The sequence below is a fragment of the Rhodococcus sp. 06-418-5 genome (assembly GCF_002258285.1).
Lineage (GTDB): Bacteria > Actinomycetota > Actinomycetes > Mycobacteriales > Mycobacteriaceae > Rhodococcoides.
In genome coordinates, this window is the sequence record NZ_NOYE01000017.1 from 1 (window position 1) to 12,628 (window position 12,628).

Below are 12,628 nucleotides of genomic sequence, written 5' to 3' on the forward strand. Positions count from 1 at the left end.
CCCCCGGACCCCGCAAACGCGCGCGCGTTTGCGAGACGCGCGCAAAATTGCCACCGAGCGGATCACGAATCCGCGCGCACCCGACGAATGCGCGCGCGTTTGCGATAGCCGAACGAGAAACGGGGAACGCCGAACGATGTCGCGCCGCGGTATTCAGCTTCCGCCCACACCCTCCGCCCCCCGACCCCCGCAAATGCGCGCGCGTTTGCGAGACGCGCGCGGAATCGCCACCGAGCGGATCACGAATCCGCGCGCACCCGACGAATGCGCGCGCGTTTGCGATAGCCGAACGAGAAACGGGGAACGGGGAACGCCGAACGGGGTCGCGCCGCGGTATTCAGCTACTACCCTCACCCTCCGCCCCTCGGCCCCCGCAAACGCGCGCGCGTTTGCAATACGCGCGCAGAATTGCCACCGCACGGGTCACAAATCCGCGCGCACCCGACGAATGCGCGCGCGTGTGCGCCGCCGATCGAGCTCAGGCAGGAGCCAAGAATGCCGCCAACGCGTCGGCGTATGCCTTCACGTCGGCAGCTCCCATCAATTCTCGTGACGAGTGCATGGCGAGCTGAGCGGCTCCTACGTCCACTGTCGACAGGCCGGTGCGCGATGCGGTGATGGGTCCGATGGTCGATCCGCACGGCAGATCGGCGCGATGTACGTAGCGCTGCAAGGGAACCCCGGCCTGATCGCAGGCGAGCGCGAAGGCACCAGCTCCCGCGGAATCCGTTGCGTAGCGAAGATTCTGGTTGACCTTGAGTACCGGTCCCCCACCGAGTTCGATGCGATGCGCGGGCTCGTGCCGGTCCGGGTAGTTGGGATGCGTCGCGTGCGCCATATCGCCCGAGGCGCAGATGGATCCGGCCATCGTGCGCAGGAATTCCTCACGCCCACCGCCGCGTCCGAGCACGATGCGCTCGAGCACTGTGTTCAGCAGGTCCGAGAACGCGCCGCGGTCGGACATACTGCCGACTTCCTCGTGGTCGAACAGTGCCAACACCGGCGTGACTCCGGTCGGATTGTCCACTGCGGCAAGCAAAGCCTGAGTTCCGGCGTAGCAGGTTCCTTGATTGTCCAGACGCGGCGCACTGACCAGTTCGGACTCGACGCCCACGACGGCACTGGGTGCGAGGTCGTGTGTCATCAACTCCCAACCCAGTACCGAATGCGGGTCGACGCCTTCTCGCTCGGCGACGTAGGCGATGAACGACTGAGGTGAATTGCCCACGCCCCAAATGGCATTGACGTGTCGCTGCGGATCGAGGGTGACGCCCTTGCGATCCTCGGACAGGTGGATTGCCAGCTGCGGAACTCGCAGAATGGGCTCGTCGACCTTCACCAGTACCTCGCGGGCGGTGTTGCCGTCGCGCACACTCAACCGGCCGGAGATACCCAGATCGCGATCGAGCCAGGAGTTGAGCCAGGCACCGCCGTACGGTTCGAGGCCCACCATCTGCCAGCCCGCGGATTGCAGATCGGGATGCTGCTTCACGCGAAGGTTGGGGCTGTCGGTGTGCCCGCCGACGATTCGGAACGGGCCGTCAGGAGTGGAGCCTGCGGATCGACCCGAATTACTGTGCTCGGTACTCCACGCGACGAGTGATCCGCCGCGAACGAGGTAGTAGCGGCCCGGGTCCGTCGACCAGGCGTCGGTCTCCTCGAGGCGTACGAAACCGGCGTCCTCGAGCTGCACCGACACCGTGTTGCAGACGTGGAACGGTGACGGCGACACGTCGACGAAGTTGCAGAGACCGGTTGCGGAGGCGTGAGTCGACATGGGAACCATTGTGGCAGCCGCCGCGTCGAACACCTCGAGAGCACACACCGACCGGGGGGACGACGTCATGAAATTTCATTCTTTGCCCGACTACGGCGCAGTTCACGCGACCACATTCGCCATCGTGCGAATGAAGACGATCGAAGCATTTCGCAAGCGCGGGGTGGTGGTTCACCGCGAGGACGCGACGACTTTGGCGGTGGGCTCGGGCGTTCGCATGTCACTGAACAATGTGTTCGCCCGATGCTCCGGGGTGAGTCGATCGGCGTGGGACGGCATCATCGCCGGCCATGTCGACCTCATGATCGAGACGATGCGCGAGGCAGATCCCACGTTCTTCACCGGATTGTCGGACGACGAATTCCACTCGAGGCTGCGCGAGCGCGTCATCGCTCCGTCAGCCCTGGCGGCTATGGGTGAGTGCGAGTACGAGTATTCCGTCCCACTACTCGACGTGCCGGGCGCACCGCGACGGGTGCTGAACCTGTCTTCTCCGAATCGCGCTGTGACACTGGCAGATCGGCATCTCGTCGGCCGAGACCTGAACGCCGCCTGGGCAGCCGGACGAAGGAACACCGCGGCGCTGAAGTTCGAGGACGGCCGAATTCTCAGCAGAAACAGCATCGACATCGAGGTCCTCAGCGGTGATTCGATCTACCTCGCGTCGAAGGTTGCCGATATGACCACGCTGATCTCCGCGCACCTCGGCGAATGTCTGTACGGCGTATTGTTCGTGGTTCCCAATGCCTACGAGTTCGTTTTTCACCGGCCGCGCAACGCCGACGTGGCGCTCATGGCAGCAGCCGAGCTCGCCGATCTGGCGGATATGTTCAGTCGTGATACACCGAGCCCACTGTCTCGCTCGGTGTTCTTCTGGCGGGACGGCGAGTACTGCCAGGTGTTCGACGGGATCTCGATCGAACCCACCGGCATCTTCGCCTCGACTGTGACCGAGCTGCGAGAGTGTGCGGCATGACTGTGTTCGACGGTCCGAACGCCTGGCATTCACGACGAACGCACCGCATTCCAGAGACGGAATGCTGGGCGCTCGTGTCCTGATAGGACGCGTGCTATTCGGGCGGCGGGACGGTGGGTCGTCCCGCTGCGGCGTCGCGAATCCACTGAGGTACCTCACGCCCGTTGCGTTCACGGATTGCGATCGATGCGCGAGCCGCGGCCGCGGCGACTTCCGGACGCCCAGCTTTGATCTTGCGTTCCTCGGCGGTGGTCATCGCGGTTCCTCCAGTTCATCGACTCGATTGTCAGTGTCCTCGCATTCAGAGGGTTCCGCCAGTGCGTGTCGGAGGGCGCGATCGGCAACGGCAACGAGAACGTCCTGTTCTGTTCTGGTTATGAGTGGCGAATCTGTGACCGCCCCGTAGATATCCCACCCCAGGGCAGCTTCGGCGTCGTCCGTGCTGACTGTGTGGTCGAGGCACCAGGTGATCCGCTGCCATGCCTGCGCTCGTTTGTCGGCGACGGTGCGCTGACGAATGGTGAGAGCGACTCCGACGACGGCGAGGACGCCAACCACCAGAGTCACCCATGCCTGGGCCGGCATTCACTGCTCAGTGCGACCCGGACACGCAGAACACGTTGCCGTCGGGGTCGCTCAGCGTCACCCAGCGAAAGTCGCCCATGGTGTGCTGCGCAACTTCGCGTGCACCCGCCTCGACCAGTCGCGCGACCTCGCCGTCGAGGTCAAGGGTGGTCATGTCGAGGTGGACGCGATTCTTGCCCGGCGTCGGGTCCTCGATCTTCTGGAAGGCCATTCGGTACGGTGCCGCAGCGAGTTCGACGACGTAGAACCAGCCGTCGTTCGCCTCCACGATCGTTCCGTCCACCTGTGCCGCCCACCAGTGTGCGAGCGGTTCCGGATCGGTTGTGTCGAACGTGATCATGCCCAAGGTCAGTGTCATGGCGGCACAGTAACCGCGACCACCGACACGAAACTCAGGCGTTGACGATCGTGTCCAGTGCCGAGTAGAAGATCCCCAGGCCGTCGTCGCTCGGTCCGGTCAACGGCTCGGTGGCGTGCTCGGGGTGCGGCATCAAACCGACGACCCGACCGTTGGCCGAGGATATTCCTGCAATCCCCCGCTGCGATCCGTTCGGGTTGGTGCCGCTGTAGCGGAACACGACGCGACCCTCGCCCTCGAGCTCGTCGAGCACGTTCTGCGGTGCCTGGAACCGGCCCTCGGCATTCTTGACCGGGATCAGGATCTCGGCACCGGGCTCGTAGCGCGACGACCATGCGGTGTCGGTGTTCTCCACCTTCAGCCACTGATCGCGGCAGACGAAGTGCAGACCCTCGTTACGGGTCAGCGCGCCGGGGAGCAGGCCCACCTCGCAGAGCACCTGAAAGCCGTTGCAAATGCCGAGGATCGGCATGCCACCCTCGGCGGCCTTCACGACGGACTCCATTACGGGGGCGAAGCGAGCGATCGCACCGGCCCGGAGGTAGTCGCCGTACGAGAATCCGCCGGGGACGACGATGGCGTCGACGTTCTTCAGATCCGCATCGGCATGCCACAGACTGACGGCCTCTCCACCGGCGAGGGTGACGGCGCGCGAGGCGTCGACGTCGTCGAGGGTCCCGGGAAACGTGATGACCCCTACGCGGGCGCTCATGCGGCGGGCTCCACCGAGACGCGAGTGACGGTCCAGTCCTCGATCACGGTGTTGGCCAGCAGTGATTCTGCGATCTTCTCGAGTTCAGCGTCGTCGACGGTGTCGTCGACCTCGAGCTCGAAGCGCTTGCCCTGGCGGACGTCGGACACGCCGGAGATCCCCAGACGGCCGAGCGCTCCTGCGATCGCCTGACCCTGCGGATCGAGAATCTCGGCCTTGGGCATGACATCGACAACGACTCGGGCCACGAAAGCGCTCCTTGAAATACGTACAGCAAGACAGTTACCGGCAGGTGGGAGTCTACGCAGCCCTGGCGGGAGGCGCGAAACCGCGCTTACTGTGGAGTCCATGCGGCTGACACACTTCGGACATTCCTGCGTTCTCGTCGAACTCAACGGCACCACCGTGTTGTTCGATCCCGGCACGTTCTCTCACGGGTTCGAGGGCATCACCGGACTCGACGCGATCCTCGTCACCCATCAGCATCCGGATCACGTTGATCTGCAACGACTTCCCGGGCTCGTCGAGGCGAATCCGCGAGCGGCACTGCACGCCGATCCGATGACCGCAGGCCAGCTCGGCGGCAAATGGGCGGCAGCTCCCGCAGGCAAGGCCTTCACCGTCGGCGGCATCACGGTTACCGGCGTCGGCGGCACGCACGCCGTCATCCATCCCGAGCTGCCCGAGATCGACAACACCGGCTACCTGCTCGGCACCCCGGAGAACCCCGGCCAGCTCTTCCATCCGGGCGACTCGCTGTTCGTTCCAGAACAACAGGTCGAGGTGCTCGCACTTCCTGCGGCAGCACCCTGGTCGAAGCTGTCCGAAACCGTCGAATTTCTGCGTGCGGTGGCGCCGCGCATGGCCTTCCCCATTCACCAGGCCGTGGTTGCGGAGCAGGCAAGGGGCATCTATTACGGCCGCTTCAAGGAAATGTCCGACGCCGAAATCCGCGAGCTACCCGAGGAATCCTCCGTCTCGATCTAGCCGGTGACCTCGGGCGGGAGGGTGCCGATCATGGTGACCTGTGTCCCGTCCCAGCGGTAGTCGATCGTCACCGGGCCGCCGGTGGGATTGGCATTGGCATCGTTCGCGAGCGGCCAGCGGTAGTTCACTGTGATCGTGTCGGCGGACTGGGCCGCCACCGACGTGAACCCGTACGGCTCCGACGTCGCAGTGCCGAGGTACTCAGCGTCGTGGAAGAACAGCAGATGTGTCGGCGAGCTGACCGTCGCGCCGTACGGCAGAGCTTCGACCCAGGTGAACGACGCACAGGGATCGCCCATGTCGGTAGCGACCCACGGTGAATCTGCGAACACGAGCGGCAGCGAGTCCACGGCCTGCGGTACCTGCCCCCACGTCAGATCCAGGCACAGTGGCTCGGCTTCCGACGTACCCATCGGAACCAGGTCGCTGGCCTCCTCGGGTGGCGTCCGCTGCGGCTGCGCTCCCTCGGTCACGGTGGCCGGGTCGGGTGTCACCGGTGCCGGGCTTGCCTGAGTGGTTGCCGGAACGGCCGGGGACGGTGCTGCCGCGGGGGTTCCTTGCTCCGCTCCGCCGCAGGCGACGAGGGCTGTTGCACTGACTACGAGGAGTAGAAGTCGTTTCATGAAGACCACCTGGTTCGATTTGCCCGACGCCAAGTATGTCCGCTCGCAAACGTGTTCCGTTACATCACGTTTCGGTCAAGAGGGCGTTACCTTCGCAGCGATCTGCATTTTTCGCGCCACTACGCGCACATTTCGCGACATTCCCGCGAATATGGCAGCACAGTGGAGCACCAGCTGCACACTGGAGCGCGCGTCATTCAGGCCAGCCGATGTCGAGCCGGACCAACTCGCGTAAGACCGACCCGTCCACCGCATCCAGGCCGTCGAGGAACGCGACGGCGAAGGACCCCGGCCGCGATGTCGACCGCGCAGCGATCTCCGACGCGGCCGCAACATGCGCGTGCGCCGCGACGGCACCGATCAAAGCACTCGGTGACACCGCGCAGTAGGCAGCCGTCAGTGCACCGAGCGCACACCCGGTAGCCGTAACTCGCTGCAGCAGTGCACTTCCGCCGCCCACCTTCACCAGGCCGCCGGGGCCGAGGATGTGATCGATCTCCCCCGATGCAGCCACCACGTCCACTCGATCGAGCAGCGACCGGGCCGCTTCGACCGAATCGGCCACGGCTGCAGACGAATCCACGCCGCGCGATCCGCCGTCAGCGCCCGCCAGTCCCATGACTTCCGATGCATTTGCGCGAATGACGCTGGGCCGGTTGGCAAGCAGCTCCACGGCCACCTGGGTTCGCCACGGCAGACCGCCCGCTCCCACCGGATCGAGTACCCACGGCTTCCCCGCTGCCCCAGCTGCGGCCGACGCCAGGTGAGCGCTTTCGACCTGCGCGGCCGTCGGAGTCCCGAGATTGACCAGGACTGCATCGGCGATCTCGGCGAATCCGGCCGCTTCCTCGGGGTTGTCCACCATCGCCGGAGCGGCCCCTGCGGCCAACAGCGCGTTCGCGACGAACTGCACCGACACGGTGTTGGTCAGACACTGCACCAGCGGATTGCGATCGCGCAGAATACGATGCGCGGCGACGATGTCGTCCAGGGTCACAGTCGAGACACTCATTGTTGCGAGTCTACGACCGCGCCCACCCCGTTTGCGTCAATGGACCATTGCATACGTCTGGGCGCTGCACTGGCACATTCACGCCACAACCCCGTGCGCGTGAATGGCGCATTGCAGACGTCTGGACCGTGCAATGGTCCATTGACGCGGGGCGGGTGGGGGTGCAGCGAGGAGCTAGGCCACGCGGGATTTGGTGCGTGGGGTCCATTCGTAGACCCCGGCCTCGGCTCCGTGGTGCAGGGAGAGGTCGATGGCGTCGAGGATTGCCTGGCGCGGTCCGGGTCGTCCGAGTTGCTTGGCGCTGATGGCCAGGCGTACCACTCCGTCGCGGCGGGCGGTGCGGCCTGCGCCGAGTACCAGTGCTTTGAACCACCAGGGTTCGGCTTTGAAGCCTTCGCCGATTCCCCAGACTCGGGCGCGGACGACACCGTCCCGGTCGAGGTCGTGAATACCATTGAGCGCAGCCAACGTTCGAAATCCCGCGTCGGGCAGTGCTTCCACGGCGCCGGGTGAAGCGATCCAGCGGGGAGCGGCGAACACCCGGGTGCGCAGGCCGGTCTGTTCCATGACGCGGTCGGCGGCCATCAGTCGAAGTCGGGCTTCGTGACGCGGCAGTGCGGAGAACTCGGAGCGTCGACGCTTCGTCGCGGCCTGGTCGTAGCCGTGCAGAACGATCGCGTCGCCGCCGTCGCGTCGCGCCCGCAACCATTCCTGGGTGGGCACGTCCGCTGCGAGACGGTATTTGTCCTTCAACCGAGGCGCGACGAGCAGTGAGAGCGGAACGCCTCGTCCGTCGAGGATCCGCGCGAACTCGGCGGCGTGCTCGTAGGTGTCGTTCTTGATACCGCTCACCGACACGATCAGACGTCCAGACATGACTCGAGCCTCGCACACCAGCGTGAACGAGGCTCGAAGTCGATGCAGACAGAAGCTAAACGGTCATCGTTTCCTTCGGCAGGATCTTGTCGATCGCTGCGAGCACCTCGGGGGCGTCCGGCTCGGTGCGCGGACGGAAACGGTTGGTGACGACGCCGTCGGGCGAGATCAGGAACTTCTCGAAGTTCCACTGGACGTCTCCGGCCTTGCCTTCGGCGTCTTCGGTCTTGGTCAGTTCGGCGTACAACGGGTGCTGATTGTCACCGTTGACGTCGACCTTCTCGGTCATCGCGAACGTGATGCCGTAGGTGGTGGAGCAGAAGGTTTCGATCTCTTCTGCCGTGCCGGGCTCCTGGCCACCGAACTGGTTGCAGGGCACTCCGACGACCGACAGGCCACGAGAGGAGTAATCGTTGGCGAGCTTCTCGAGCTTTTCGTACTGCGGGGTCAGTCCACACTTGGACGCGACATTGACCACGAGCACGGCCCGTCCGGCGTACTCGTCGAGCGAGGTGGGCGCACCGCCCAGCGTGTTGATGCCGATGTTCTGAACTTCAGTCATCATCCGAACTTACCTGTGAGTACGCCGAGAACGGGAACCGACGTGGAAAACAAGAACGACCCCGCTGGTGGCGGGGTCGTTCTCGGTTTTCCGAACCGGGCGACGGGGGGATGCGCGGCGCCCGGCAGGCACTACGCCTTGGCGGCGTGCTTTTCGATGATGACCTGCTTGTCTGCAGGCCGGTCGTCCTCGGGGAGGTGGTCGTCGACCATGGTCTCCTCGTCGAACGGAAGGCCGCCGTCGAGCACCGTGTTGACCCGGTCCTTGTCGATGGTCTTGGTCCAGGTGCCGACCAGCAGGGTGGCGACGGCGTTACCCGAGAAGTTCGTCAGCGCACGGGCCTCGGACATGAAGCGGTCGATTCCGACGATCAGGCCGACTCCGTCGAGCAGTTCGGGGCGATGGCTTTGCAAGCCACCGGCCAAGGTGGCCAGACCGGCTCCGGAGACGCCGGCTGCGCCCTTGGAGGCGATGATCATGAAGAGCAGCAGCGAGAACTGCTCGCCGATCGAGAGCGGCATGTTCATGGCGTCGGCGATGAAGATCGAGGCCATCGTCAGGTAGATCGCGGTGCCGTCGAGGTTGAACGAGTATCCGGTGGGGACGACGATGCCGACGGTGGTGCGCTCGACTCCGACGTGCTCCATCTTGGCGATCAGACGCGGCAGGGCCGACTCGGAGGACGACGTGGCGACGATGAGCAGGTACTCACGGGCCAGGTACTTGACCAGCTTGAAGATGGAGAAGCCGGAGACGAAGCGCAGGATCAGTCCGAGGAAGAAGAAGACGAAGATGAAGCAGGTGATGTAGAAGGCGAGCATCAGGGTGCCGAGCTGGATGACGGCGTCGAAGCCGGTCTTGCCGACAACACCGGCAATGGCACCGAAGGCACCGATCGGGGCGAGCCACAGGATCATGGTCAGGATGCGGAAGACGAGCTTCTGCACCGAACCGATGCCCTTGAGGATGCCCTCGCCGCTCTTACCCATGGCCTGCAGCGCGAAGCCGACGAGGATGGCGACGAACAGCGTCTGCAGGACGGATCCGGCGGTCAGCGACGACAGCAAGCTCTCCGGGATGATGCCGGCGATGAAGTCCATGGTTCCGCCTGCACCCTCTGCGGTTTCGGCGTACTCATCGCCACCGCCGGGCACGATATTGAGTCCCTCGCCGGGCTGAATCAGGTTGCCGACGACCATGCCGATACCGAGGGCGATGGTCGACATCGTGATGAAGTAGGCCAGGGCAAGGCCGCCGACCCGTCCGACGCTGGCTGCCGCTCGAACCGATCCGATACCGAGAACGATGGTGCAGAAGATGACCGGGCTGATCATCATCTTGATCAGGCTGACGAAGAGCGTGCCGAGGACCGCGAGCTCGACGGCGAAGTCCTTGGCGGTCAGTCCTACGATGACGCCGGCGACGACGGCGATGATCACGGCGATGTAGAGCCAATGAGTCTTGTCGCGCTTCTTCTTGGGCTCGGTGGGCGGATTGTCGAACCGCTCCGCATCGATGGTTGTCATGAATGTTCCTTCTGGTTCAGGTGAAGCGCGAGTCGAACTGCTGGCTTCGTGACTACTGGGAGTGGAGTGAGGTGGATCACCCCTGCTGAGAGATGATGTTGCTGCACCGGGTGACAGGAGTCACCTATACGTTCATTTCGTTCACGTTCGATGTATTGCACGAAAGGATTGCGTTGTCCTCGAAGCGCCCACTGAGCGTCGCCGGCCAGGTGTTGGTGCTCCAGCTCGTCGTCATGGCGGTCGTCGTGTTCGCCGGCGGCATCCTGACGGTGCTCAACGAGCGGTCCAACAGCGACGACGCGACCCGACGCGAAGTCACGGCGATCGCGGTCAGTATCGCCAACGAACCGTCGACGCCCATTGCGATCGAGTCCGACGATCCGACGTCTCGGCTGCAGCCGGAAACCGAGAAGATCCGTCAGGTCACGGGTGTCGATTTCATCGTGGTCATGGCCCCGGATCGGACCCGTTTCACCCACACGACCGTCGACCTGATCGGTAAGCCGTTCAGCGGCAACATCGATCGCGCGTTGCAGGGTGAGACGTTCACCGAGACGTACGTGGGTTCTCTCGGCCCGTCGATCCGTTCGGTCACTCCGGTCACCGATTCCTCCGGCGAGATCGTCGGCCTCGTCTCGGCGGGCGTGACCAGAGCCAAGATCAGCGACCAGTTCTTCCAGGGTCTACCCCTCATCGTCGGGGTCGTTCTCGCCGCCTTCGTCGTCGCCGCCGCGGGATCGACGCTGCTCAGCCGCCGGCTCCGGCGTCAGACACTGGGGATGGCTCCTGCGGAGCTGCGCACGATGTACGAGCATCACGACGCCGTTCTGCATTCGATCGGTGAAGGCTTGCTGGTGTTCGGCCGGGGTGACGAGGCGGAGTTGGTCAACGACGAGGCCCGACGCCTCCTCGATCTGCCCGAGGGCCCTGTCTCCTTCGGCTCGTTGCCGGAGTCCATGCAGCAGATGGACACCGGCATCGTGCGCGGTGAACTGCATCTGACGAAGGACCGTGTGCTCGTGGTCAATCAGGATCCGGTGATGTGGGAGGGCCGACGCCTGGGCAACGTACTCACGATTCGCGATCAGACCGAATTGCGTTCGTTGATGGGTGAATTGGACTCGGTGCGCAGTTTCGCGGAGTCGCTGCGTTCGCAGGCTCACGAGTCGGCGAACAGGCTGCACACCGTCATCACCATGGTCGAGCTCGGCCGACCCGAGGAGGCAGTCGAATTCGCGACGGCCGATCTGGAACTCTCGCAGGCCCTCATCGACCGCCTGATGAACGCGGTCAGCGAACCTGCACTCGCTGCACTGCTGCTGGGCAAGGTCAGTCAGGCCGCCGAGCAGGGCGTGGAGCTGACGATCACCGACGACACCGCCATGGAGCACGAGGGTGTGCTCACTGCACGTGAATTGGTCACGCTGGTAGGCAATCTGATAGACAATGCCATCGATGCCTCGAAAGAATCCGACCAGCCGTGGGTCGAAGTGACGGTCCGTGACGCCGATGGTGAACTCGTCGTCCGAGTCGCCGACAGCGGTCCCGGAATGCCGCCGGAGACGCTCAAAGCTGCTCTGCGGCGCGGCTACTCGACCAAGTCCGGCTCACGCGGTCTCGGCCTCGCCCTGGTGACTCAGGTGATCGGTCGCCATCGCGGCACCTTGACCTCGGAAGTGACGTACGGATCGGTCATGGTCGCCACCATCCCGGGATCGCTCTCGTGATCCGCGTCCTGATCGTCGACGACGAACCGCTGATCGCCGAAGCGCACAAGACGTACGTCGAGCGAACCCCGGGCTTCGAGGTGGCCGGGGTGGCCCACACCGGTGCGTCGGCCATGCGCTTCGCCAGCACCGAGGCCGTCGATCTGGTGTTGCTCGACATCGGTCTGCCCGACGCGAGCGGCATCGACGTGGCAGCAGCTCTCGGCGGTCTACGCCCGAGTCCCGACGTCATCGCCATCACCTCCGAACGGGATCTGTCGGTGGTGCGCTCCGCCGTGGCACACGGCATCGTGCTGTATCTGCTCAAGCCGTTCACGTTCGCCGCGTTCCGCGACAAGCTCGAGCGCTATCGCGAATTCCATGCCGCGTTGCCTGCCGGAGAGAACGCGTCGAGTCAACGCGACATCGACCGCGCGATGGCGCATCTGCGGACGGCCGACGAACGCGTCTCGACACCCAAGGGCATCGCCCCGCAGACGATGGACGGCATCACCGCGAGCATCAAGGAAGCGGCCGACGGACTCAATGCATCCGAGGCCGCCAAGGTCGTCGGAGTGTCCCGAGTGACGGCGTGGCGATATCTCGAGCGCCTCGCCGACGACGGACTGGTCACCCGGCACACCGAATACGGCAAGGCCGGGCGACCGCAGGTCCGCTACGTGTGGCGTTAGAGCGGCTGCGCCGCATGTGAGCGGAAATTCGTAGCAGGCTACGTGTGCTGTCTTGATACATGTGGGACACGGGTGTCTCGATACATGTGAGACACGATTCTAAGCGGCGGGGCGGGGGAGTTGTCCTTGGTAGAGCCTGTCGATGTCCAGGTGCAGGTGGCCGAGGACTTCTCCACTGGCCTTGTAGGCGGTGATGTGGTTTCCGTCGCGTAGGACGGTCACGCGGGTGTAGGCGT

The 12,628-nt window shown here is 64.6% G+C and carries 15 protein-coding genes; 4 read left to right on the forward strand and 11 right to left on the reverse strand.

The genetic code is table 11. The features are described from left to right. Positions 1 to 478: 478 nt before the first annotated feature. Entirely contained in the window at positions 479 to 1,786 is a 1,308-nt protein-coding gene (locus CH274_RS15830) for a M18 family aminopeptidase (protein WP_032395920.1), read from the reverse strand. Positions 1,787 to 1,844: 58 nt separating this feature from the next. On the opposite strand from CH274_RS15830, the gene CH274_RS15835 reads away from it, so the two are divergent. Further along, positions 1,845 to 2,753, forward strand: coding sequence for a hypothetical protein (locus CH274_RS15835; RefSeq protein ID WP_179272976.1), 909 nt, complete (start codon positions 1,845 to 1,847; stop codon positions 2,751 to 2,753). Positions 2,754 to 2,847: 94 nt separating this feature from the next. Here CH274_RS15835 and CH274_RS29260 read toward each other — a convergent pair whose 3' ends face one another. From CH274_RS29260 to purS, 5 genes are read right to left on the reverse strand one after another with little or no spacing between them, the layout of a single operon-like run. Next, positions 2,848 to 3,009 (reverse strand): hypothetical protein, encoded by a 162-nt coding sequence (locus CH274_RS29260; protein WP_155290807.1) that lies wholly within the window; start codon positions 3,007 to 3,009, stop codon positions 2,848 to 2,850. After that, entirely contained in the window at positions 3,006 to 3,338 is a 333-nt protein-coding gene (locus CH274_RS15840) for a hypothetical protein (protein ID WP_094645721.1), read from the reverse strand. Before CH274_RS15840 ends, CH274_RS29260 begins: the two co-directional genes overlap by 4 nt. 7 nt (positions 3,339 to 3,345) lie before the next feature. After that, positions 3,346 to 3,696 (reverse strand): VOC family protein, encoded by a 351-nt coding sequence (locus CH274_RS15845; RefSeq protein ID WP_094658061.1) that lies wholly within the window; start codon positions 3,694 to 3,696, stop codon positions 3,346 to 3,348. 34 nt (positions 3,697 to 3,730) lie between these two features. Further along, positions 3,731 to 4,408 carry a phosphoribosylformylglycinamidine synthase subunit PurQ gene (purQ, locus tag CH274_RS15850; RefSeq protein ID WP_045196674.1) on the reverse strand — a complete coding sequence of 226 codons (678 nt, stop codon included), beginning with the start codon at positions 4,406 to 4,408 and terminating at the stop codon, positions 3,731 to 3,733. Next, complete coding sequence (purS, locus tag CH274_RS15855) at positions 4,405 to 4,656, reverse strand: phosphoribosylformylglycinamidine synthase subunit PurS (protein ID WP_032395924.1); 252 nt, start codon at positions 4,654 to 4,656, stop codon at positions 4,405 to 4,407. Before purS ends, purQ begins: the two co-directional genes overlap by 4 nt. Positions 4,657 to 4,756: 100 nt before the next feature. Here purS and CH274_RS15860 point away from each other — a divergent pair, with 100 nt between their 5' ends. Next, on the forward strand, positions 4,757 to 5,395 hold the full coding sequence (locus CH274_RS15860; protein WP_094658065.1) for an MBL fold metallo-hydrolase: 639 nt from the start codon (positions 4,757 to 4,759) through the stop codon (positions 5,393 to 5,395). Here the strand turns inward: CH274_RS15860 and CH274_RS29265 are convergent. The 5 genes from CH274_RS29265 to CH274_RS15885 all read right to left on the reverse strand — a co-directional run bounded on the left by CH274_RS29265 (position 5,392) and on the right by CH274_RS15885 (position 9,994). Beyond that, positions 5,392 to 6,018 (reverse strand): LppP/LprE family lipoprotein, encoded by a 627-nt coding sequence (locus tag CH274_RS29265; protein WP_179275770.1) that lies wholly within the window; start codon positions 6,016 to 6,018, stop codon positions 5,392 to 5,394. The genes CH274_RS15860 and CH274_RS29265 overlap by 4 nt on opposite strands. A gap of 193 nt (positions 6,019 to 6,211) precedes the next feature. Then, positions 6,212 to 7,030, reverse strand: a complete 819-nt coding sequence (thiM, locus tag CH274_RS15870; protein WP_094658063.1) for a hydroxyethylthiazole kinase — start codon at positions 7,028 to 7,030, stop codon at positions 6,212 to 6,214. Between the two features lie 174 nt (positions 7,031 to 7,204). After that, on the reverse strand, positions 7,205 to 7,906 hold the full coding sequence (locus CH274_RS15875) for a DUF2334 domain-containing protein (protein WP_094645839.1): 702 nt from the start codon (positions 7,904 to 7,906) through the stop codon (positions 7,205 to 7,207). Positions 7,907 to 7,961: 55 nt separating this feature from the next. Then, a complete protein-coding gene (locus CH274_RS15880) occupies positions 7,962 to 8,471 on the reverse strand; it encodes a glutathione peroxidase (RefSeq protein WP_032395929.1) in 510 nt (169 codons plus the stop codon). A 128-nt stretch (positions 8,472 to 8,599) separates the two neighbouring features. Further along, entirely contained in the window at positions 8,600 to 9,994 is a 1,395-nt protein-coding gene (locus CH274_RS15885; RefSeq protein ID WP_094658064.1) for a cation:dicarboxylate symporter family transporter, read from the reverse strand. A 233-nt stretch (positions 9,995 to 10,227) separates the two neighbouring features. Between CH274_RS15885 and CH274_RS15890 the strand changes: the two genes are divergently transcribed. Together CH274_RS15890 and CH274_RS15895 are read left to right on the forward strand one after the other, a co-directional pair. After that, on the forward strand, positions 10,228 to 11,721 hold the full coding sequence (locus CH274_RS15890; RefSeq protein WP_230596876.1) for a sensor histidine kinase: 1,494 nt from the start codon (positions 10,228 to 10,230) through the stop codon (positions 11,719 to 11,721). Continuing rightward, on the forward strand, positions 11,718 to 12,392 hold the full coding sequence (locus CH274_RS15895; RefSeq protein ID WP_032395931.1) for a response regulator: 675 nt from the start codon (positions 11,718 to 11,720) through the stop codon (positions 12,390 to 12,392). The genes CH274_RS15890 and CH274_RS15895 overlap by 4 nt, the downstream gene beginning before the upstream one ends. Positions 12,393 to 12,628: the final 236 nt, after the last annotated feature.

What these genes read in the sequence shown, in the direction of transcription:
- CH274_RS15830 (WP_032395920.1), bottom strand. Translation starts at nt 1,786, where the DNA reads ATGGTTCCCATGTCGACTCACGCCTCCGCAACCGGTCTCTGCAACTTC.
- CH274_RS15835 (WP_179272976.1), top strand. Translation starts at nt 1,845, where the DNA reads ATGAAATTTCATTCTTTGCCCGACTACGGCGCAGTTCACGCGACCACA.
- CH274_RS29260 (WP_155290807.1), bottom strand. Translation starts at nt 3,009, where the DNA reads ATGACCACCGCCGAGGAACGCAAGATCAAAGCTGGGCGTCCGGAAGTC.
- CH274_RS15840 (WP_094645721.1), bottom strand. Translation starts at nt 3,338, where the DNA reads ATGCCGGCCCAGGCATGGGTGACTCTGGTGGTTGGCGTCCTCGCCGTC.
- CH274_RS15845 (WP_094658061.1), bottom strand. Translation starts at nt 3,696, where the DNA reads ATGACACTGACCTTGGGCATGATCACGTTCGACACAACCGATCCGGAA.
- purQ (WP_045196674.1), bottom strand. Translation starts at nt 4,408, where the DNA reads ATGAGCGCCCGCGTAGGGGTCATCACGTTTCCCGGGACCCTCGACGAC.
- CH274_RS15860 (WP_094658065.1), top strand. Translation starts at nt 4,757, where the DNA reads ATGCGGCTGACACACTTCGGACATTCCTGCGTTCTCGTCGAACTCAAC.
- CH274_RS29265 (WP_179275770.1), bottom strand. Translation starts at nt 6,018, where the DNA reads ATGAAACGACTTCTACTCCTCGTAGTCAGTGCAACAGCCCTCGTCGCC.
- thiM (WP_094658063.1), bottom strand. Translation starts at nt 7,030, where the DNA reads ATGAGTGTCTCGACTGTGACCCTGGACGACATCGTCGCCGCGCATCGT.
- CH274_RS15875 (WP_094645839.1), bottom strand. Translation starts at nt 7,906, where the DNA reads ATGTCTGGACGTCTGATCGTGTCGGTGAGCGGTATCAAGAACGACACC.
- CH274_RS15880 (WP_032395929.1), bottom strand. Translation starts at nt 8,471, where the DNA reads ATGATGACTGAAGTTCAGAACATCGGCATCAACACGCTGGGCGGTGCG.
- CH274_RS15885 (WP_094658064.1), bottom strand. Translation starts at nt 9,994, where the DNA reads ATGACAACCATCGATGCGGAGCGGTTCGACAATCCGCCCACCGAGCCC.
- CH274_RS15890 (WP_230596876.1), top strand. Translation starts at nt 10,228, where the DNA reads ATGGCGGTCGTCGTGTTCGCCGGCGGCATCCTGACGGTGCTCAACGAG.